General features: G+C 59.9%; 22 protein-coding genes and 1 pseudogene. 7 read left to right on the top strand and 16 right to left on the bottom strand.

Annotated elements, in window-relative coordinates; genetic code table 11:
• Nucleotides 1-540: 540 nt before the first annotated feature.
• From AArcSt11_RS12705 to AArcSt11_RS12690, 5 genes and pseudogenes are all read right to left on the bottom strand, one after another.
• Complete coding sequence (locus tag AArcSt11_RS12705; RefSeq protein ID WP_250597561.1) at nt 541-1,209, bottom strand: hypothetical protein; 669 nt, start codon at nt 1,207-1,209, stop codon at nt 541-543.
• A gap of 104 nt (nt 1,210-1,313) precedes the next feature.
• Nucleotides 1,314-1,757 (bottom strand): transcriptional regulator FilR1 domain-containing protein, encoded by a 444-nt coding sequence (locus tag AArcSt11_RS12700; protein ID WP_250597559.1) that lies wholly within the window; start codon nt 1,755-1,757, stop codon nt 1,314-1,316.
• 99 nt (nt 1,758-1,856) lie between these two features.
• Nucleotides 1,857-2,096: pseudogene (locus tag AArcSt11_RS17255) on the bottom strand (helix-turn-helix transcriptional regulator); the annotation flags it as partial.
• Nucleotides 2,097-2,288: 192 nt separating this feature from the next.
• Nucleotides 2,289-2,627 (bottom strand): hypothetical protein, encoded by a 339-nt coding sequence (locus AArcSt11_RS12695; protein WP_250597557.1) that lies wholly within the window; start codon nt 2,625-2,627, stop codon nt 2,289-2,291.
• Between the two features lie 167 nt (nt 2,628-2,794).
• Nucleotides 2,795-2,971 carry a DUF7987 family protein gene (locus AArcSt11_RS12690; RefSeq protein WP_250597555.1) on the bottom strand — a complete coding sequence of 59 codons (177 nt, stop codon included), beginning with the start codon at nt 2,969-2,971 and terminating at the stop codon, nt 2,795-2,797.
• 425 nt (nt 2,972-3,396) lie between these two features.
• Between AArcSt11_RS12690 and AArcSt11_RS12685 the strand changes: the two genes are divergently transcribed.
• The 4 genes from AArcSt11_RS12685 to AArcSt11_RS12670 all read left to right on the top strand — a co-directional run bounded on the left by AArcSt11_RS12685 (nt 3,397) and on the right by AArcSt11_RS12670 (nt 7,786).
• On the top strand, nt 3,397-5,178 hold the full coding sequence (locus AArcSt11_RS12685) for a hypothetical protein (protein ID WP_250597553.1): 1,782 nt from the start codon (nt 3,397-3,399) through the stop codon (nt 5,176-5,178).
• Nucleotides 5,179-5,432: 254 nt separating this feature from the next.
• Nucleotides 5,433-6,275, top strand: a complete 843-nt coding sequence (locus AArcSt11_RS12680; RefSeq protein WP_250597551.1) for an ABC transporter ATP-binding protein — start codon at nt 5,433-5,435, stop codon at nt 6,273-6,275.
• Nucleotides 6,276-7,004, top strand: coding sequence for an ABC transporter permease (locus AArcSt11_RS12675; RefSeq protein ID WP_250597549.1), 729 nt, complete (start codon nt 6,276-6,278; stop codon nt 7,002-7,004).
• Nucleotides 7,001-7,786, top strand: coding sequence for an ABC transporter permease (locus AArcSt11_RS12670; RefSeq protein WP_250597547.1), 786 nt, complete (start codon nt 7,001-7,003; stop codon nt 7,784-7,786). The genes AArcSt11_RS12675 and AArcSt11_RS12670 overlap by 4 nt, the downstream gene beginning before the upstream one ends.
• 249 nt (nt 7,787-8,035) lie before the next feature.
• Here the strand turns inward: AArcSt11_RS12670 and AArcSt11_RS12665 are convergent, their stop codons facing one another.
• The 3 genes from AArcSt11_RS12665 to AArcSt11_RS12655 all read right to left on the bottom strand — a co-directional run bounded on the left by AArcSt11_RS12665 (nt 8,036) and on the right by AArcSt11_RS12655 (nt 10,537).
• Entirely contained in the window at nt 8,036-8,773 is a 738-nt protein-coding gene (locus tag AArcSt11_RS12665; RefSeq protein ID WP_250597545.1) for a GNAT family N-acetyltransferase, read from the bottom strand.
• Between the two features lie 70 nt (nt 8,774-8,843).
• Nucleotides 8,844-9,671, bottom strand: coding sequence for a deoxyribonuclease IV (locus AArcSt11_RS12660; RefSeq protein WP_250597543.1), 828 nt, complete (start codon nt 9,669-9,671; stop codon nt 8,844-8,846).
• A 56-nt stretch (nt 9,672-9,727) separates the two neighbouring features.
• Nucleotides 9,728-10,537 (bottom strand): lipoate--protein ligase family protein, encoded by an 810-nt coding sequence (locus tag AArcSt11_RS12655; RefSeq protein ID WP_250597541.1) that lies wholly within the window; start codon nt 10,535-10,537, stop codon nt 9,728-9,730.
• 236 nt (nt 10,538-10,773) lie between these two features.
• On the opposite strand from AArcSt11_RS12655, the gene AArcSt11_RS12650 reads away from it, so the two are divergent.
• Complete coding sequence (locus tag AArcSt11_RS12650) at nt 10,774-11,268, top strand: cupredoxin domain-containing protein (RefSeq protein ID WP_250597539.1); 495 nt, start codon at nt 10,774-10,776, stop codon at nt 11,266-11,268.
• Nucleotide 11,269: 1 nt separating this feature from the next.
• Here the strand turns inward: AArcSt11_RS12650 and AArcSt11_RS12645 are convergent, their stop codons facing one another.
• The 3 genes from AArcSt11_RS12645 to AArcSt11_RS12635 are packed head-to-tail and all read right to left on the bottom strand — an operon-like array spanning nt 11,270 to nt 14,031.
• A complete protein-coding gene (locus AArcSt11_RS12645) occupies nt 11,270-12,319 on the bottom strand; it encodes a M48 family metallopeptidase (RefSeq protein ID WP_250597537.1) in 1,050 nt (349 codons plus the stop codon).
• Nucleotides 12,320-12,344: 25 nt separating this feature from the next.
• Nucleotides 12,345-13,649 (bottom strand): amidohydrolase, encoded by a 1,305-nt coding sequence (locus AArcSt11_RS12640; protein WP_250597535.1) that lies wholly within the window; start codon nt 13,647-13,649, stop codon nt 12,345-12,347.
• A gap of 52 nt (nt 13,650-13,701) precedes the next feature.
• A complete protein-coding gene (locus AArcSt11_RS12635) occupies nt 13,702-14,031 on the bottom strand; it encodes an uS10/mL48 family ribosomal protein (RefSeq protein WP_250597532.1) in 330 nt (109 codons plus the stop codon).
• A 164-nt stretch (nt 14,032-14,195) separates the two neighbouring features.
• On the opposite strand from AArcSt11_RS12635, the gene AArcSt11_RS12630 reads away from it, so the two are divergent.
• Entirely contained in the window at nt 14,196-14,633 is a 438-nt protein-coding gene (locus AArcSt11_RS12630) for a bis(5'-nucleosyl)-tetraphosphatase (protein WP_250597530.1), read from the top strand.
• 63 nt (nt 14,634-14,696) lie between these two features.
• Here AArcSt11_RS12630 and msrB read toward each other — a convergent pair whose 3' ends face one another.
• The 5 genes from msrB to AArcSt11_RS12605 all read right to left on the bottom strand — a co-directional run bounded on the left by msrB (nt 14,697) and on the right by AArcSt11_RS12605 (nt 17,976).
• Nucleotides 14,697-15,113, bottom strand: a complete 417-nt coding sequence (gene msrB / locus AArcSt11_RS12625) for a peptide-methionine (R)-S-oxide reductase MsrB (RefSeq protein ID WP_250597528.1) — start codon at nt 15,111-15,113, stop codon at nt 14,697-14,699.
• A 79-nt stretch (nt 15,114-15,192) separates the two neighbouring features.
• The gene (locus AArcSt11_RS12620) at nt 15,193-16,164 is read right to left on the bottom strand and encodes a phosphoadenosine phosphosulfate reductase family protein (protein WP_250597526.1); all 972 of its coding nucleotides are present in this window, start codon (nt 16,162-16,164) and stop codon (nt 15,193-15,195) included.
• Between the two features lie 76 nt (nt 16,165-16,240).
• Complete coding sequence (locus tag AArcSt11_RS12615; RefSeq protein WP_250597524.1) at nt 16,241-16,576, bottom strand: DUF7577 domain-containing protein; 336 nt, start codon at nt 16,574-16,576, stop codon at nt 16,241-16,243.
• 63 nt (nt 16,577-16,639) lie between these two features.
• Nucleotides 16,640-17,206, bottom strand: coding sequence for a DUF8054 family protein (locus tag AArcSt11_RS12610; protein WP_250597523.1), 567 nt, complete (start codon nt 17,204-17,206; stop codon nt 16,640-16,642).
• Entirely contained in the window at nt 17,203-17,976 is a 774-nt protein-coding gene (locus tag AArcSt11_RS12605; protein WP_250597522.1) for a nucleotide-binding protein, read from the bottom strand. The genes AArcSt11_RS12610 and AArcSt11_RS12605 overlap by 4 nt, the downstream gene beginning before the upstream one ends.
• 106 nt (nt 17,977-18,082) lie before the next feature.
• On the opposite strand from AArcSt11_RS12605, the gene AArcSt11_RS12600 reads away from it, so the two are divergent.
• The gene (locus AArcSt11_RS12600; protein WP_250597521.1) at nt 18,083-18,706 is read left to right on the top strand and encodes an HAD family hydrolase; all 624 of its coding nucleotides are present in this window, start codon (nt 18,083-18,085) and stop codon (nt 18,704-18,706) included.
• Nucleotide 18,707: the final 1 nt, after the last annotated feature.

The following is an 18,707-nucleotide window of genomic DNA, read 5'->3' as shown; positions in this document are numbered from 1 at the left end:
ATTCGCAAGGTAGTTTTTATTGTAGAACGGACTGAATATGCTGATAAGTAGACTTGCGAATGTACCGAAAGTGTATACTCGTAGAGACCATTCGGAGAGTATGAAGCCGTCATTTAGACGTGACACAATTATTTTCATTAGTGTATTTGTGACAGGCCTCGTAGCTGTCGGCGCTCTTGGGGCATTTATACTCGGACAAACGCCCTCTGTGTTTCTTCGTGACAAATTTACTGACCCTGTCTGGCTATTCAGCTGTGTGTTTCTGGTGGCCATCTGGGTTTGGATGTATCCAAGATTACAAACGAACCGCGATAAACAAACAAGCTAATTCTCTGCTGGCTTGTCATCTACTTGGTCTGTGGTTAACACCGTTGGTGTATGAACTGCTCTATGACTCCCTCTAATAGCAAGAATCATGTAGTTGTTCGATGAGCGGTGAATTCACCATCAGTCGGTCAAGCAAATGTTTACTGAATTTAATTTCCGTTCAGACAGACTACGGGTCTCTTGCGGAGAGGAGGGCCGAAGAGTCCAGCGGGGCTATACTTTCGTAGTTACCCGGTGAAACGGGCGGACAACCCGACGTGGGAACCAGACAAGGAATTGGACAATGGGAGTCACCCGCCCCCACCGGGGCGGTTCCACACGATATTGATTCCCTATTTGCTCGATACGCCCCTCGCTTTCCAGAAATTCCAGGGCACGTTCGACGCGTGATTCTGTAAGGTTGAGGTCGGTCGCAAGCTCTTCGGTTCTTTGAGCCACAGAGGCTTCTTTCAGAGCCTGATACACCACGTTCAACGTCTGCATGCGGAGCATCGTTTCACCCATCTCGTCCTCAAGGTCAGACACATACTCGTGCGTCGTCTGAGACGCGCCATATCGGATCGTTGTCGCGCCATCGAAGACGAACCAGAGACCGGCAAGGGCCACCACTCCACCGACCCACGGAGCGAGATCAACGACGGTCAGATAGAGGCCTGCAATGACAAGGGAACCTCCGTAGAAGAGCCAGTTCGCCCCCTCAGGGAGGTCGTACGCCTCGTCAAGAGCGTCGTGTGCCATCACTGCCGTGAACATGAACACTATCGGGGCAACTGTCCGGAGCGTCATCTCCGTGAATCGTACGAGCACGACAAGTACGGCAGTAGTGCCAACGACAGTTCGGAGAATCTTGCTCTCGTAAAGTGATGCAATGCGGGTGGTCATATCTACGTTTGGATACGGGCTCGTACAACATAACATCATACATCAAGCAGATGTTCGGGGAGCGAAGAAATCACCGCCAAACGGTGAGACAACCGCTTGCCGAGTTAGAGTTCTGATGCAGAGGTTAATTGGGCGCTCTCCCGGAATTGCTCGTACTGTGTCTCTGTCCACTGAACCGCAGCATCCGTGTCATTAATAAGCACGCCAGCAGGGCCACCGGAATCATACACCGTAATTCCTGCGTACGTCTCAGTTGGCGTTTCCATCAGCCAGAGTGCATACGGAAGATCACTGTCCGTCTCGTAAAGAGAGAGACCTTCGGCATCGCTCAATGATACATCGCCCGTGTTTGGGATATCAGGTAGTGTTGTGACGACATCCGTTTCGGCGATGATTTCGACTGTGAGGTCACTCTCTGCGAGTTGATTCGATATTAGATTCGGGTAGAAGTTCAGGACTACTGGAGCAAGCCCTCGCATATGTGTCGCCCGCTCAAAAATATCTATCGTTGGTGTGAGTGCCTGCTCAGGGGCGTGTTCCTTGGACATCGTGACCGTCGCTTGTTCAAGAAGGCTAGTATCGAGACCAGTGTCCGGTGGGAGATGATTAATAAAGTCAGTGGTTTCGGAGACTGCGTGGGTCGTCTCTCGATATCGCCTGTGCTCGCGCATCGCAAGATGCCCGGCTGTCGTTGGCCTGTATTCCCCATTCTCGGACGTAACACACCCAATTTCAACCAAGTCATTAATCGCACGATCAACAGTAGATCGAGAGGTTTCTAATCCGTCAACTAATTTGGGCTTGGAAGCCGGGGAATCAGCGAGATACCGGAGCGTACTATATCGATGATCGAGGACACTTCGGAACTGTTCGTCACTTTCCGTCATATGATACCATATGGGCGGGAAGAAAATGAATGGTGTTGAATTGACCGCTCCCCTGTTCGTACATGAGTTTGAACAGATAGCCGTAATAGACCTACTTTCTACAGTTAGCAGTCGATTATACTATTGAGGGCGGTTGGAACAGATCTGGCTCGATAGGTGAAACAACCGGTAGGTGGATTTGCGAACACACCGTTACAGATCATGTTTTGAGGGGTCACAAAGTGCGATACGCGCCTCCTCGGCAGAGACGGTGAATATCACGACTTCCAACCCGTGTTCAGTGGCGATGTTGCGTATGCTTTCCGGGGCGTTTTCTGGAGCAGCATCCACGGCACCACCGTCCCATGATAATGCGTCGAGAATTCGTATCCAACGTGTTTGGTTCTCGTGTTTCAATCCTTCCTCGCGTGGGATTTTACCGGACACCCACTCACCGGACAGCCCCGACACAGCCGTGTCGCCGCTATCGAACTCGAATCCAGAATAGCCCGCCTCTTCAAGTTTCCGTCTCACACGCTCCCAGTCTGTCATTACCCGTCTAATCGAACAATACGAATTTAAGGCTTTGTTGAAATCATTAGCGGTTGATAGTTCTACACCCCAATCCCTCAGTACTGGTCAAGCACGTACCGTTTAATATGGAATATTTTTATCAACAGGCATTCATTTTCTATTTGGTTACCGCAGTGGGGTATCCCCTATGATTCCCGATCATCAAGGAGGTCGTTGACGAGTAGAGGAACAAATATTCCGACTACAAAGAGAACTACAGTGTTAACCCATGATGGGTACTCAGTGAAACCTACGAGGGCCAAGAATATGACGAGGGCTGACGCTCCAAATACGTAGAATACCTTATTCTCACGGGCAACCATGCTCAGAGGGATGCTTCTGAGGCATATAGTTCCACCCATTGAGTGAACCTTCTTCAGTCAATATGCAGATCTCATCAATCAGCTGTTTCAGTTAAAAATATATCTGAAGAATGGGATTTCAACAAACCCACTCTGGTCAAAACCCACTATCGAAATATTTGAAGATGCAGGTGGTTAGAGTCGGGGAACCCAAATGTTTCGAGTTGTCTTTCCCATCGCATGTGCACCAGTCGGTATTCTTTTAAGTCCGGTTTGAATACTAGTCGCTCGATACTGTGTCTGGAACCGGGACGGAGGACTTCGGAGAAGACAGAATTGAGATAGATTTCTCCGAAACCATCCACATTGACGGCCCTATCGAGGTATGCTTTCGCGGCCCTCTCCCGTACCGATCCGAACCGCAAATCGATGATATCGCTCCACTCTTGAAATTCTCTGGGGAAATTCCGGATGAACGCGCGGAGTGGCATCACAACTACACGCCCATCGAATCGTGGATACTCGGTCACATCTACCGCGAGGTCAACGGGTGGTCAATCAAACGGACTGCGGAGCAACTCGCCAAAGAGCGAGATCTCCCGCAGATGCTCGGCTTCTTTGACGAAGGGCCGGTCAAGGGCGATCCGGGAGACCCACCGAGCTACACGCAGCTGCGCGACGTGTGGGAAGAGACGTTCACCGACCGACATCGAGGCGCGGTCACCGTCATCGCCGAGCGCCTCGTCGATTACTGCCGCGAGAACGGCTTCCCCGCGCCGAAGGATGTGTTCCTGCCCGAGGAAAATATAGAGACTGAAGAACCAACTGAAGATCACCCGACCGTTCGTGATCTGACCATCGAGAAAACCGCCGACGTGTGGGATCACGCACGCCCGATGGTACTCCGGCACTGGCATCTGAAGCGTCACCACAACTGGCAGATTCCGGAAGCGAACTTCTTCGATGGCCACGCCTATCTCGCCACGAGCAGCGACGACGTGTTCCCCGAATCCGGTCTCGGGAACATGATGGCGAAGTCCGGCCACGAGCGCGTGCAGTACGCTTCGACCCACCGACGGGAACTCAAGAAGTTCACCATCGAGGAGGTACGCGAGCTGCACCAGGAGGTGACCCGCGACCTCATCAAGGAGGCTCGCCGCGAGGGCGAACTGGTCGGGAAGATGAAGGTCGCTATCGACCAGACGAAGGGGCACCCGTGGACGGGCGAGGTCGAACGGAACGCCGACGGGAGCAACGCCGAAGACTGGATTCTCGGCTATAAGAACGACAACGACACGCGCACACAACACTACTTCCAGTGGGCGACCGTCCAGGTCGTCGGCCTCGACGTGCCGCTGATCCTCGATGCGATCCCGGTGAAGCGCGGCATGACCAAGGGGGAGATCGTGGACGAACTGATGGCGACGGCGAACGACCTGCTCCACGACCCGGAGATCGTGATGATGGACGCCGGGTTCGACTCGGAAGCAGCGAAGAACTCGGCGGAGAAACACTCCACGTACTACCTCAACAAGAAGAGCCGCGACACGGACGACAAGAAGCGGATGCGCGAGATGTGGGACAACCGCGAGACCGTCCGAATCGTCGAAGAGGAAGACCGCCCCGGAATGCCGACGCGGAAAACGATCTACGTCCCGCACGTGCTCGCCGACGAAGAGGACGAAGACGAGGATGACGGCCCGTCCGAGCTTCGCCAGGAACTCCTCTCCGACTTCCAAGAGGCCGGTGGTGACGAACTTCCCGACCAGTCCCCGTTCGACTCTCTCGTGGACGACATCCGCGAGCAGGAAGAGGAAGAAGGGCTCAGCGAGGACGACATCGACGGTGCTGAGCAGTATGTCGTCTTCGAGACGAACCACCCGCTGGCGAACAAGCGCGGTGGACGGAACCGGGACACGATTCCGGAGGAAGAGCAGATACACGCCGCTGCGCGGATGGTTCGTAATTACGGCAACCGGTGGGGGATCGAGAACGGCTACAAGAAGGTCGGTCACTTCCTGCCGCGTTCGGGCAGTAAAGACCCGGTTCTCCGGTTCTTCGGGTTCATGTTCGCGTGTACGCTGTGCAACTGCTGGCGGCTGGTTGACCTTCTGGTGAAGCTATCCGTCGAAGACGATCCCGACTACACGCCGCTCGTGACGGCTAGCCGGTTCCTGGCGGTCGCGGAGGGCATGTTCGGTCTCGGGTCGAAGCCACCGCCGCACTGACGCCGCGCCTTCCTTCGGTTTGCTAACTCGTGAGCGGCGGCGCTGTCCGGCACTCGTCTGAATCGCCGATTCTTCTTGCTGTTCTGGTAGTTCTCTGTATCTGGTAGAAGCTCGACCGCCTATTTTGCCGTTCGTATCTCGAAACCGAGTGGGAACCAACCGATATCTACCCTACTTTGTTGGAATCATCGAATGTTTCGAATAAATACTGTTCCGGTCTGTTATCGCACCAGGATTCTCCAGAGGTGGGACGAATGACTCGACCCGATGCGAGAACAACTTTAGACGGAGTAGCTCACAGTGGTCGGAGCGCCATCGCTGATGGCAGCGGCTCGACGAGTCCCGCAACCGATGCCCCATCGATTGCTGCAATCGGTCTCGAAAAGACCTACGACTCCTGGCTTCCGTTTTCACCAACCGTCGAGGTTCTCGATGACGCCTCGCTGTCAATCCATTCGGGCGAGCTCGTTGGCATCGTCGGTGAGAACGGCTCGGGGAAGTCGACACTGATGCAGATTCTCGTCGGTACGCTCGAACAGGACGCCGGAACCGTCGAGCGCCGGGGGACCATCGGTTGGTGTCCGCAGGAGCCGCTGTTGTACGACCGCCTGACGGTCCGCGAGACCATCCACCTGTTTGCTGAAGGGTACGGCATCTCGTCCGACCGCCGCGACGAGCAACTTGCCTGGCTCGCCGACCGTCTCGGCTACGAGCAGTACCTCGATACGCGGATCGATCGGCTTTCTGGCGGCAACCGACAGAAGGTCAACCCTTCGGTGGCCCTGCTCCACGATCCCGACGTCCTCTTGCTCGACGAGCCGTACACTGGCTTTGACTGGGAGACATACCTCGCTTTCTGGGACCTGACCGATGACCTCGTCGAGCGTGGGACCGGCATCGGTATTATCAGCCACTTCGTTCAGGATCGCGATCGATTCGATCGGATCTATGAACTGCAGGATGGGATCCTTGAGTCATCAACGCTAGAGGACGGCCAGCGGAGCGGTGTGGAGGGGGAGGGAACCTCCGAAAACGCAGACTATCCCGAGCAAGCTGGCGGAGTCATCGATGATAACGGAGGCACGGAGGGACCGTAGATGACCTCCGTTGGACGCCAGCGCGCGGCAGTTGCAACTGGCCTCAGGACATTTCTTCGCGAACCGACAAATCTCGGGCTGCTGGTCGTGCTACCGCCGATCGTGTTGCTTGCATTTGACCTCTCGATGGACGTAGTTGCAGACGTCCCCGGTCTGGATGTCCCGTCCGCAGCGGCAGAGCTCGGCGGTGCCCTCTTTGCGACGGCATTTCTCGCCGGCCTCCTCGGCCTGTTCCAGGTGGTCGGGGCGGCCGACCCCGACCGCCGGTTGATCGTCTGTGGCTTCCGACCGTGGGAGATGTTACTTGCCCGGGTGCTCACGATCGGTCTCGCAAGCGCGCTTGTCACTGGCATTGTCTACGTAATCTTCCTCACGCTGTCGGACCTGACGCCTGCTTCTCACGCCCTCGCTATCGTATCACTGCTTGTTGCCGCTCTCATATATGGTCTGATCGGTGTCCTCATTGGCGCGGTGCTCAACAGGGAACTCGTGGGGTCGCTCGTGCTCGTCTTCCTGGCAGACTACGACGCTTTTGCCTCCCTTGGCGTGATTCCGATGGATCATACTGCCGTCGATTACGTGCCGTTGTCCCATCCGTCGAATCTGCTCGATTCGGCGGTCCACGACGGTACGGTTGCAACCGCTGATGCCCTCATTGCCGTGACTTACGTGGTGGGACTTGCCGTCCTCACACTTGCGGCCGTCACGCTCAGGGGTGATTCGTCGTGAGCGATACGATTCAGAGCGGACCTGAAACCGCCGCCAGTAGCGACACCCCCACGGCAAGCCGAATCCGTGCCGCAACCACGGTTGGCAGCCGTGATGTATATCGTGACCCAGTGTTGCTGGGGATGCTCGTCGTCCTGCCCGCCTACTTCGTTGGGATCTGGGGAACCATGGTCCCAGATGCAGTCGTGCCGATCCACGTTGCGACGGCCGAGGGAACCCAGGAGATTCCGGTCGCCTTCCCGGAGCTGATGACTGCCCTCGTCGCGCCCGTGACCGGTGCCTTGCTGGTCGGGATTACCGGTCTGTTTCTTGTCCAGCGGTCGGTTGATGCCGATCGGCGGCTCACCGTCGCCGGATTTCGCGGTGTCGAGCTTCTGGTCGCTCGGTTCGCCATCCTGGTAGCTATCACGACCTGCACCGTTGGCGTCATCACTGCGGTCTCTCTTCTCCACCTGACACCCGACCACATCGGCTGGTTCGTCCTTGGTCTCGCGCTCGCGGCGATGACCTACGGTGCGATTGGTGCCCTCGTCGGGCTGGTTCTGGGCCGGATGGCGGGCGTCTACATCTTGCTGTTTGCGCCCATGCTCGAACTCATGCTGCTGCAGTGGCCGGTGGAGGGGACCGAATGGTGGGTCGAATGGCACCCTGGCCATCACGCCATCCAGCTCATCCTCAGTGCATCATTTGCGCCCGACGTCGCGACGGACAACGCGCTCTGGGCAGTGATCGTTCTGATCTTGGCCGGAGTGCTCGCTATGGGGGCGAACATGGCTCGGTAGCCGCTTCCGTTTTCGACCATTCGTCACATGTAGCAATCTGCGCTTGGGGCTAATTGCAGGCGTTGACATCCTCCTCCGCCTGAAGGCGGAGGAATCCCAAGTCAAGCGAATCGAAGATTCGCGTACATCGCGACCCTCCGGTTCGCTCAGCGTTGGGATAATAATCCCCATCCTCAACGACCGATCGAAGCGAGGTCGTAGGGAGGGGAGACAGCACCGCAATCGTCCTTCGTCGCCGTTGACAAGGAGCTAGATATCGATCGCCATCATCAACTCGTCGACGTAGTCGCCGTCGATTCGGTAGTGGTCCCGCCGGATCGCTTCCGTCTCCCAGCCGTGCTGTTCGAGGAACTCCGCAGCGGACTCGTTGGTCGCAGGGACGCTCTGGTAGACCTTCTCATACCCGTTTGACGCCGCCCATTCGAGGCCTCGTTCCAGGAGGTGGCTGCCGAGGCCGTTCCCCCGGTATTCTTCGATGACACCGACGGTCAGCTCGGCTGTGTGACTCAGTTTCTCCAGTTCGGGTGAGTGGACGTGGACCCAGCCGACAACCTCGTCGCTGACCGTCGCGACGAAGAACATCCGTGACTCCAGTTCGTTTTGCCTGAGCAACACGTCCTGATGGTCGAGCTCTTGAGCGACCGACTCGGCGACGATGTACCGGCCCTGCTGGACTACCTGTCTGATTGCACCGACGATGCCGGAGAGATCGCTCTGGTTTGCTGGCCTGACCTCGAAGCTGAACTCATCACCGCTGAACTCCTCGGCACCGTTCACCTCGATTGCGACAGAAAGCGTCCCGTCGTCGGCCTCGTCGAGGTAGCCATTTCGCTTGAGGATTGCAACGTGGTGCCGAAAGCCGCCCGGATCGTGAGGGAGCAACTCCTTTTGGGCCTCGTCTCTATCGATGCTTCCCGACCGTTCGACGTAGGAGTAGATCGCTTCCCGGTCCGAATGGTCGAACTCCAGGCGCTGTGTGCTGTGCATGAGGATACCTACCACGACTGACTGTATCAAAGTTGCGGTGGAACTGACGTGGATGAAAAAATCCGTGCGGCTAGTCTCGCAGTTCCTGGACGCGGTCGATGTTCCACGCGAAGCCCTTGCCGTCCTCGTTAGGCGTCTCTAGCACGAGCGGGACGTCCGCGACGTCATCGTGGTTGATCAGTGTCCGCATTCCCTCCTCGCCGATCAGCCCTTCGCCGATGTGGGCGTGTTCGTCCTTGTTGGTCCCACACTCGTGTTTCGAGTCGTTCAGGTGGATACACTTGAGGTGGTCGAGTCCGACCACGTCGTCGAACTCCTCGATCGTTTCGTTGACACCGGCTTCCGTCGAGAGGTCGTATCCCGCTGCGAAGGCGTGGGCGGTGTCGATACAGACGTCCAGTTCCTGCTCGCTCCGGTCGAGCACCTCCGCAAGGTGTTCGAACTCCCCGCCGAGTTTCGTGCCACTCCCGGCGTCGCTTTCGATCAGGACAGTAACGCCCTCGGGGATCTCCAGTTCATCGAGCGCGCTTGCCGCGTTGTCGAGTCCGCCGTCGACGCCCGCTCCGGTGTGTGCGCCCAGGTGAACGTTTACGTAGTCGATATCCAGCGTATCGGCCGCGTCGACCTCTGCCTGCATGCTCTCGATCGACTTTCGCCGCAGGTCGTCTTTTGGCGTACAGAGGTTGACCAGATACGCCGAGTGGATAACCCACGGGCCGTCGAGGTTTGCCGCCGTACCGTCACGGAACGCCGCCGCTTCGCTGTCGTCAATATCGGGATGCTGCCATACCTGTGGCGAGGTTGTGAAGATCTGTCCGCAGTTCCCACCGACATCTAGCTCCCGCTCGACGGCGTTATCGACGCCGCCAGCCACCGAAACGTGTGCTCCTACTTGCATATCCAGATGCAGGGATCGAACCATCAAAGTAACTTCGAACGGCCTCGGCTCTGTCGCTACTCCGGCACCGTCCGATCGCGAACCCACGTATCGGAGCCGTACTTCCGATCGGCGAGGGCCGTCGCGTCTTCCAGCTCCGCTTCCGACCACTCGCCGTCGTCCGCATCTGCCCACTCACGGAGCGCGGCTTCGAGGCAATCGGCTGCCGTCTCCCGCGAGATGTCGGCGTGTTCGCGGATACCAGTGACTCGTTTGCGAAACCGTTCATGCGTAGTATCGGGGTTCGAGAAGACGCCGAGATGGCGCTCGGGCGTCAGATCGAACGAGAGCGAGCCATGCTGGATGACTGCATCGCGCTGTCGATACTGGGCGTTACCGCTGATCTTCTGGCCGTCGACGAGAATATCATGGGCCGGATCGATCGCCCGGAGATAGCAAGCTGGACGATGTATTTCGGGGTACTCCCGATCCGCGAACGCGGCGGAGACGCCCATACGCTCGAAGGCATCGAAAATCGGTTCGCAGAGGAGTTCGTAGGTCTCCATCAGGTCGCCCGGCACCTCCTCGGCGGGGACGATGATCGAGTAGGAGATGTCGCCGTAGGTGTCGTGGTAAATCCCACCGCCGCCAGTCTGTCTGCGCGTCACGTCGATCCCCTCCCGCTGGCAGTACTCCCAGTCAACCGAATCCGGGTCCTGTCCATAGCCGAGTGAAAGCGTCGCCGGATCCCATGTGTAGACTCGAACCGTCCGTACACCGTCATCTACTGCTGTCCTGGCCGCGATTTCGTCGAGTGCCATTGTCATGGGACCGGACAGGCGTTGTTCCGGGATCGAACGCCACGCCCGCCCGCTGAGATCGGTCATAGCCGTCGTTGACGGGGAGCGGGCAAAATAATGTCGGCAGTGCCACACCGGTTCGGAAAGTGACCCGTCTGAGAGGTCAAGTGGTTCGAGACACAAACCGTCTCGTCATCACGGAAGACTCCGTCTCTTGATATCTTTCACGGCGATGTTGACGCTTGTACCACGGTCACTGTAGTCTTGATGCTGACGTCCTTGCACGAGAGTTTTTCACCTCGCGCTTTCAAACGACCTGATAGATGATCCTGAGTACTCGTCGGGAGGTTCTTGCGATGCTGTCGGCGACCGGCATAGCCGGGTTGGCGGGGTGTTCTGGCGATGATGACGGCGAAAACGAAGATCAGGAAAACGCCGACGGTGGAAACGAGGAATCCCCGGACGACGGTGATGTGGACGACACTAACGGGGACGGAGAACCAGTGGAGCTGAATATCCCGGAGCCGGTTGACTGGACGGACGAAACACAGGCGACAATCGAGGTCGGGTCGGGTGGGGAGGCAGTGTTCGAGCCCGATGCCGTCCGGGTCGAGACTGGGACGACGCTCCGATGGGTCTGGCTGCACGACGGGCACACGGTCAGCCCCACACACCTGCCAGATGGGGGCGAATTCGAGGGCCATGAGAGAGTCGAGGAGGCCGGGTTCGAGATCGAGTTCGTCCCCGAGACACCGGGCGAGTACCGGTACGTCTGTGAGGAACACGAGGAGATGGTCGGCTACCTCGTCGTCGAGTAGTTCAGTACTTTTCGAGGACGCGCTCGATTCGCTCTTCCGTCGAGGGATGCGTCCCATAGAGGCGACGGCGGACGAACCGCCTGATCCGGTCGAACCGTCCACGTTCCTCCCACGGTGGCGGCAGGATCGAGAGCGCGGCGGCGGAGTCACTCTCCCTGAGATCTGCTGCCGGACGGATATCCAGCTCGCGGTCCAGCGATTCGAGAGCACTCGCGAGCGCGGCCGGATCGCCGGTGATCGCCACCGCGCCGTCGTCGGCTGCCCGCTCGCGACAGCGCGCGACGACGGCGACACACCACTTGCAGACCGCGAGCGCGACGAGTCCGGCGACGATCAGGACGTGGACACCGAGCTGTGCGACGATGCGCCCGGCCATCGCCGTCGCCGCCGACAGCCCGGTCATGACAGCAGTGTCCCGGTGCTTGACGTGGGAGAGTTCGTGAGCGATGACGGCGTCGAGTTCGTCACCCTCGACGGCATCGAGGAGACCTGTCGAGAAGACGATCGTCGAGTCGGCGGCCCGGTAGCCCACTGTAACCGCCGTTGGCGTCCAGCTCCGGGTGATCTCGACGTCCGGCGGCGGGACGTCCGCCTGCTGTGCGAGACGTGCGACGCGATGTTCGAGTTCAGTGACGTCTATCACTTTCCCCGAAGCAATCTCGATGGTCTCACCGAGATCGCGCACCGTGGTCGTCTCGATGTCCCGGATCGCCGCGGTGGCTTCGAGATTGCCGACGAACGAACGGACGTGGTCCGGCACTCTCCGGCCGAGTCGGACGAGCAGGTACAGGCCGACGAACGCGTAGCCGCCGAGGACGAGCGCGGTTGCGACGTCGATTACCGTTTCGGACGTGCCGACCGCACCGAGAACCCCCTGCACGAGGGAGAGCCCCCACGTGCCGAACGTCCAGGCGAAGAGCCCCACGAACAGGATGGCGACCAGCGCACCGGCGAGCAACACAGGGAGGAGGACCAGTACGAACAGCCCGCAGGCGGCGAGCATACGGAGCCAGAGACTGAGGTGGACGCGATCGGGCATGGAGGGCCACACATGCGGAGTGACGTGTTTTTTCGGCTTAATTGGTTCGATGACCGGACTCGCTCAACCGCCGGATCGCCCCGGACAGCACGTCGACGCCAATTGGTAGACTCGCTTCGTCGACGTCGAACGTCGCGGTGTGGTGGCCGCCGGGATGGTCCGTACCGATCCCGACGTAACAGGCCTTGCCGCCGCGGTCCTGGACCGCCTTCATCAGATAGGTTGCATCCTCACTCCCGCCGAGGGCATCGTACTCCAGTATCGAGTCGACAGCCTCGACGCTCGTCGCGACCTCGGCGACGGTGTCTGCGATCTCGGCGTCGCTCTCCGCGCTCGGCGCGCTTGCACCCTCCTCGATGTGGCCCTCACAGCCGTGCATCGTGGCGGCCCCCTCGACAACGTCGTGGGCCCGATCGAGCATGTAGTCCCGCAGAGCAGTTGTATCGCCCCGCACTTCACCCTCGACGCGGGCCTGCTCGGCAACGATGTTCGAGGCTGTCCCGCCCTCGATCACGCCAGCGTTGACCCGCGTCCCGCCCTTCTCGTGGCGCGGGATCCCATAGAGGTTCTGGACGGCGGCAGCGAGTGCCTGGTTCGCGTTCTTGCCGATCTGGGGCTGTGCGCCCGCATGCGCTGACTCGCCCTCGAACTCGATCTCCAGCTGGGTGACCGCCAGGAACTCGCCGATCCCGGCGACGATCTCGCCCGTGGGATGGTTCAGCCCGATGTGGGCCGCAAGCAGGTAGTCGATATCCTCAATGTGGCGGCTCTGTGCCATCGCCGAGCCGCCGCCGATCACCTCCTCTGCGGGCTGGAAGAAGAGTTTGAACGTCCCCGCAAAGTCGCTGTCCACGATCGCTTCGAGAACACCAATCCCGATGGTCGCGTGGGCGTCGTGGCCACAGGCGTGCATCGCGCCCGTCTCCGAGCGAAAGCCCTCCGCCGCCGGAACGTGCTCCGGGTCGTCGGATTCTGGACGCGGCAGGCCGTCGATATCGACGCGCAGGCCGACCGTCGGCCCCTCGCCGCGGTCGAGCACCGCAACCGCACCGGTGTAGCCACCGCGCATCGGCTCGATAATTTCGGGGTCGCTGCCCTCCTGCTCAGCGAGCAGTGTTTGGGCCCGCTCGAACCACTCGTCGATCTCTGCGTCCGGTGGTACTGCCAGTCGGTCCTCGCCCGAGAGGGCGTCCTCGCCGACGTACAGTTCGTCGACGCCAATGCGTTCGACTTCCTCGATGATCCGTGCAGTCGTGTAGAACTCACGCCACGCGGGTTCAGGTTGCCTGTGCAGGTCGCGCCGAAGCGAGACGAGGCGGTCGTCTCGGCTGGTCTGACTCATGTCCGTGTCTTGGGGAGCGATCACTTAACTACTACCGGCGAAAGAAACGAGCCTACGAACCGGAGCCGACCTGACTGATCTGCTCGACCTCGACTTCGACGTGCAACGAGTTGGGAAACTCCTTGCCCGCAATCTGCCGGGCGATCTCGTCATGACCCACGATTTCGATCTTGCGGGTGTAGACCGTGTAGTCCCACGAGGAGAACTCCGCGCCGCCGGTCGTCCGCTTGTGCTGGGGAACGCGGAGCCGTTCGGGGGATTTCGAGTGGGGGCCGTTCATTTCGACGCCTTTTCGCTCGGTCGTCGAGCGGATATCCTCGACGACGCTGTCGAGGACCGCCCGATCGCCGCTTTGCAGGGTAAGTTTCGTGACGAAGGTCATTGGGGGTTGGATTGTGTATGATCGCTCCGTGTGTAAAAACCCCACTCTATCGATTTTGCGTGTGTCAGAGTCTTACTAGGGGACTCGGGGGGAGCTGTTTTCGAACGACGCGTCCGGTCGCTCGTCCGATATTCTCTTAACGGGTGCGCGTTTACCTTACGGTAATGACGGTTGAAGCGACGAGCGCGGGCGCGATCCTCTTTCGGGATACGCGGGGCCGCCGGGAGTATCTGCTCCTCAAAAGCCGACCCGGGGACTGGGAGTTCCCCAAGGGCGGCGTCGAGGGGACCGAAGAGCTCCAGCAGACGGCTATCCGTGAGGTCGAAGAGGAAGCTGGTATCGCCGATTTCCGACTACTCGATGGGTTCCGAGAGGACTACGACTACGTCTTCGAAGCCGACGGGAACACCATCCACAAGACGGTGCATCTGTTCATCGCCAGATCGTTCGAGGCCAGTGCCGAGCTGTCCCACGAACACCGGGATCTGCAGTGGCGTGATTACGAACAGGCGATCAATACGATCACGCAGGATGGTCCCCGAGAGATCCTCGAACAGGCCCACGAGTTCCTGAACGAACGCGAAGAAGAGGACGAGGAGTAACGCCCGCGCTCGGAAGGGTGGTTCACACACTGGGACGCGCGTCCCGTAGTGACGTCTCCACCCTCAGCTTTTCTCGCTGGGCTCGAAGTCGAGACACGCCGAGTTGATGCAGTAACGCTGGCCTGTTGGTTCCGGCCCATCATCGAAGAGATGGCCGAGATGTCCCTCACAGCGCGCACAGACCACTTCCGTCCGTGTCATCCCGAGGCTCCTGTCGACCTGCGTCTCGACATTGTCCTCGTCGACGATGTCATAAAAGCTCGGCCAGCCGCTTCCGGAGTCGTACTTGGTGTCGGCGTCGAACAGGGTCAACCCACAGCCCGCACAGGCGAACTCGCCTTCTCCTTTGACGTCGAGCAGATCGCCGCTGAATCGAGGCTCGGTCCCGGCTTTGCGAAGCATTTTGTACTCCTCCTCGGTCAGGCGCTCGCGCCACTCGGCGTCGGTTTTCGGTAGGTCGTCGGCGTGCTGGTCGCTCATACCTACAGAGTGGGTCGCGGCGTCAAAAGGGTTGTCGGCGTATTGGGGAGCCACAAAACGAGCGGCGACCGTCGGTGGCCTACATGTAGCCGAGATCGCGCAGGCGCTTCATCAGGTCCTCCTTGTCCTGGGCGCGGCCTGCGCGCTCGGTCGTCCCTTCGAGATCCTGCAACCATGCGGGATCCTCGGTCGTCTTCTCGGTCGAGACCTCGCTACCGAGCGATCGGAACCCGGCAAAGTACTTCGGCGAGATCGGAACGTCGTCGATCCCCACGCCCTCGGGCAGGTCGTCGGCACTCTCAGGGATGAACCCTTCGTCCGGGAACGCCTCGACGGTGTCCGGCACGACGTAGTGCCAGAAGGCATCCCAGACCGCCCGCTCCTCGAACTGGAGGATGGGCTGGATACGGTCGTGGGGCGGGTAGATATCGGGATCATGTCGTGGGCTGAAGAACGTCTCGTCGGCACGGGCTTCCTGCTCGTCCCAGCGGACGCCGGAGATGACACCGTCGATATCGTAGTCTTCGAGCGCGTCGTTGAGCGCGACGGTTTTGAGCAGGTGGTTGCCGACGTAGGTGTCCAGCAGGAACGGGAACGTGTCCTCCTCGTACTCCAGGATCTCCCGGACGTGGTGCTGGTTGTGCTCGGAGAGCTCGTCGATCGGGATGTCGTCGCCCGGTTCGAGGCCGTGTTCCTCGACGTAGTTGCCCACATCCTCGTTGCGTGCGTAGATCACGTCGAGGTCCCACTCCTCGGCCCATCGGTCGACGAAGTCGTGGAGTTCGTCGAAGTGCTGGAAGTGGTCGATGAAGACCGCAGGCGGAACCTCGAGGTCGTAGCGCTCGGCGACCTCCTTGATGAAATACAGGGTGAGCGTCGAGTCCTTTCCGCCAGTCCACATCACGGCGGGGTTCTCGTACTCCTCGAGGCCACGCCGGGTAACCTCGACTGCCTTCTCGATTTTCGCCTGTAAGGTACTGTACTCCTCGAACGTCTCGTCCGCACCGTCATCGTAGTTGACGTCGGCGTAGTCGGGAACGTCGTTCGACATCGTGTAATTAGATATAATTAGCCGAGGTGAAATACTCGGGGGGTGCGGCAGCGTTCGCCGCCGTCGCGGACGCCGCTCAGCCGATCGGCTCCAGACAGTCGTGACAGTATGTTGCCGTCGACTGGTTCGGTGCGCCACAGTGCTGACAGCGGGTTGTGGTGGTCGCGTCCGCCAACCGGTCCAACGCGGGGTCAGCGTCGCTGTCGATCACGGTATCCGTAGAGAGGATCCTGAGTAAGTCGTCGGTGTCGTCGACACGAAGATGCTCTGCATCGGCGATCTTGTTGATCAACTCGTCGTCCCGGAGCAGTTCGAGCCCGCGGAGGAGGCCGAGAAACAGGAGTGTCGGTGCGACGATGACGAACGCGGTAACGGCAAGCCGCCACAGGATTGTGAGCGTCGACGGCTCCATGGGGGCATCTAGCAAGGCTACGAAAATACGTCTATTCTAGAGCTGGTGACAGCAGCTACAGCCTCACTGGTCAGAGCCAGCCAGTTCGTCGTTCAACCCCCACTCGCTGGCCTGTCGTTCGGCGTCCTCGCGAGCCTGTCGTTTGATCGCTTCGATCCGCTCCTCGTCGGATAGGAAGGAGACGACGGCATCCTCATTCGTGTCCAGATTAGCGACGTCGTCGGGGAACAGCCCGTGCTCGCGGGCACGGGACCGCGTCCGGTCCGCCAGATGGGGGTCCCCGGCGACCCGCTCGGCCGGTTCTCCCGGTGGGACCCGAAGCTCGTCGGCGTCGTGTAGTCGCTCGATCTCCGCGTCAGACAGCTCGAACACATCGATCTTGTAGGGGCCAGGAACGGCCAGATCAGCGAGTCCGTCGACGCCACCACGATCCGTCCCCGTGTGGTAGACGAGAACCGGGACGCCGTTCCGAACGGTCACGACACCACGGCCCCGGTCGTCGAGCAACAGCGTGTCCTGTGGCTCGAATACGAGATAGCCGGTCAACGAGTCGTCAAGGACGGTAGAAAACGCGGTCGCTGGGTTCGATACGACCCGCGATCGTAGCAACCGACCGTGTGGGACCTTCATGGTCTGTCAGGGACGACCGCGCTTTTGAAACGCGCCGCGACATCCGCCGAGTCGCCGGATTCGATCGTCAGCTCCGAAGCGGCCTCGGTAAACGCGACGGCCGCGGGTGAGCTGGGTGCATACGAGAGTAGCGGTTCACCAGCAGCTCTCGCCTGATGCGGTGCGGAGCATTCCGGGACAGTGCCGAGGACCGGTCCCTCGAAGTAGCGTTCGGTCCGGTCGACGACAGTGTCCATGCGCCCTTCCTCGCGTACTTTGTTGAACAGGACGCCAGCCGTGTCCGTTCCGTACGAGCTCGCGTACTCCTGAACTTTCAGCCCGTCGCTCAGCGCCGGGATCGTCGGTGCCAGCACGGGGAGCACCCGATCGGCGAGTACGATCGGCAGCACGGCGCTTTTTGAGCCAAGGGTGGCTGGCGAATCGAGCAGGAGAACGTCCGTGTTCTCGGCAAGGGTTGCGACGACCTCGCGCAGTCGCTCCGGTTCGGCCGACTCGAAATCCGCCAGGCTCGTCCCGCAGGGCACGACCGAAAGTCCGTGGCGATCGTAGACCGCCGCCTCGACCGGCACGTCTCGCTCGGCTATCAGCAGGTCGTGGAGGGTCGTCTCGACGTCGTCGAGCCCGGCGTGAAAGAGGAGGTTCGCCATCCCGGTATCCGCGTCGACGATCGTCACGTCGTGCTCCTCGGCCAGCGCCATGCCGAGCGCGAGTGTCGCTGTCGTCTTCCCCGTTCCCCCCTTTCCGCTTGCGACGGCAAACGCCTCGACCATTATATACTGATCGCTCTTGCTCAGTAAAAATTTTGTCGTTTGTTAGAGGAATAGATCTCCGTCCGGGACCGTCGTGTTCAAGTCGACTTGGAGTAATACACCGGTAGTGGCAGTTTCGTTCGACCTCTTCGGGACGCTCGTGTCGGTCGATCGGCCGGACTCACCAGCCGACGCCGTCGCCGCGGAACTGACGAGCCGCGGCGTCGACGTTCCAGCGGAGTTTGTAGCTGATTACCGGGAGGTCCAGATCGACGCTCCTGAAGGGGCGGAAGTTCCGCTTCCCGCACACGTCGCCGCAGCGCTCCGAAGCCGTGGCGTATCCCCCACGAACAACGTCGTGCGCCGGGCAGTCGTCGCGGCGTTCGACCCGACTGTCGAAACGCGTCCCGGTGCTGTCGACGCGGTTTCGGCCGCGGCCGAGCACGGGCAGGTTGGCGTCCTCTCGAACTGTAGCGTGCCCGAGCTCGTTCCGAGAGCGTTGCTTCGGTCCGATATCGACCGATCGGCGTTCGACGTGATCGTATCGAGCGCCGGCTGTGGGTGGCGCAAACCCGATCCCCGTGCATTCGAGTCGTTCGCCTCCAGGCTGGGTGTTGACGTCGAGTCTGTGATCCACGTCGGGGACGATCCGGACACTGATGCTGGCATCGAGGCTGTCGGTGGGACCGCCATCTTGCTGGACGAGCACTCGCTTGCCGACCTGCCGGACCTGCTCGACGAGGTGGCGTAAC

It is taken from the genome of Natranaeroarchaeum aerophilus, assembly GCF_023638055.1.
GTDB lineage: Archaea > Halobacteriota > Halobacteria > Halobacteriales > Natronoarchaeaceae > Natranaeroarchaeum > Natranaeroarchaeum aerophilum.
Note: the sequence above shows the minus strand (reverse complement) of the source record. Positions and strands in the feature narration are given on the sequence as shown.

Excerpts from the sequence above, each read along its gene's own strand:
- AArcSt11_RS12705 (WP_250597561.1), bottom strand. The coding sequence starts at position 1,209 with ATGACCACCCGCATTGCATCACTTTACGAGAGCAAGATTCTCCGAACT.
- AArcSt11_RS12700 (WP_250597559.1), bottom strand. The coding sequence starts at position 1,757 with ATGTCCAAGGAACACGCCCCTGAGCAGGCACTCACACCAACGATAGAT.
- AArcSt11_RS12695 (WP_250597557.1), bottom strand. The coding sequence starts at position 2,627 with ATGACAGACTGGGAGCGTGTGAGACGGAAACTTGAAGAGGCGGGCTAT.
- AArcSt11_RS12690 (WP_250597555.1), bottom strand. The coding sequence starts at position 2,971 with ATGGTTGCCCGTGAGAATAAGGTATTCTACGTATTTGGAGCGTCAGCC.
- AArcSt11_RS12680 (WP_250597551.1), top strand. The coding sequence starts at position 5,433 with ATGACTCGACCCGATGCGAGAACAACTTTAGACGGAGTAGCTCACAGT.
- AArcSt11_RS12675 (WP_250597549.1), top strand. The coding sequence starts at position 6,276 with ATGACCTCCGTTGGACGCCAGCGCGCGGCAGTTGCAACTGGCCTCAGG.
- AArcSt11_RS12665 (WP_250597545.1), bottom strand. The coding sequence starts at position 8,773 with ATGCACAGCACACAGCGCCTGGAGTTCGACCATTCGGACCGGGAAGCG.
- AArcSt11_RS12660 (WP_250597543.1), bottom strand. The coding sequence starts at position 9,671 with ATGCAAGTAGGAGCACACGTTTCGGTGGCTGGCGGCGTCGATAACGCC.
- AArcSt11_RS12655 (WP_250597541.1), bottom strand. The coding sequence starts at position 10,537 with ATGACCGATCTCAGCGGGCGGGCGTGGCGTTCGATCCCGGAACAACGC.
- AArcSt11_RS12650 (WP_250597539.1), top strand. The coding sequence starts at position 10,774 with ATGATCCTGAGTACTCGTCGGGAGGTTCTTGCGATGCTGTCGGCGACC.
- AArcSt11_RS12640 (WP_250597535.1), bottom strand. The coding sequence starts at position 13,649 with ATGAGTCAGACCAGCCGAGACGACCGCCTCGTCTCGCTTCGGCGCGAC.
- AArcSt11_RS12635 (WP_250597532.1), bottom strand. The coding sequence starts at position 14,031 with ATGACCTTCGTCACGAAACTTACCCTGCAAAGCGGCGATCGGGCGGTC.
- AArcSt11_RS12630 (WP_250597530.1), top strand. The coding sequence starts at position 14,196 with ATGACGGTTGAAGCGACGAGCGCGGGCGCGATCCTCTTTCGGGATACG.
- msrB (WP_250597528.1), bottom strand. The coding sequence starts at position 15,113 with ATGAGCGACCAGCACGCCGACGACCTACCGAAAACCGACGCCGAGTGG.
- AArcSt11_RS12620 (WP_250597526.1), bottom strand. The coding sequence starts at position 16,164 with ATGTCGAACGACGTTCCCGACTACGCCGACGTCAACTACGATGACGGT.
- AArcSt11_RS12615 (WP_250597524.1), bottom strand. The coding sequence starts at position 16,576 with ATGGAGCCGTCGACGCTCACAATCCTGTGGCGGCTTGCCGTTACCGCG.
- AArcSt11_RS12610 (WP_250597523.1), bottom strand. The coding sequence starts at position 17,206 with ATGAAGGTCCCACACGGTCGGTTGCTACGATCGCGGGTCGTATCGAAC.
- AArcSt11_RS12605 (WP_250597522.1), bottom strand. The coding sequence starts at position 17,976 with ATGGTCGAGGCGTTTGCCGTCGCAAGCGGAAAGGGGGGAACGGGGAAG.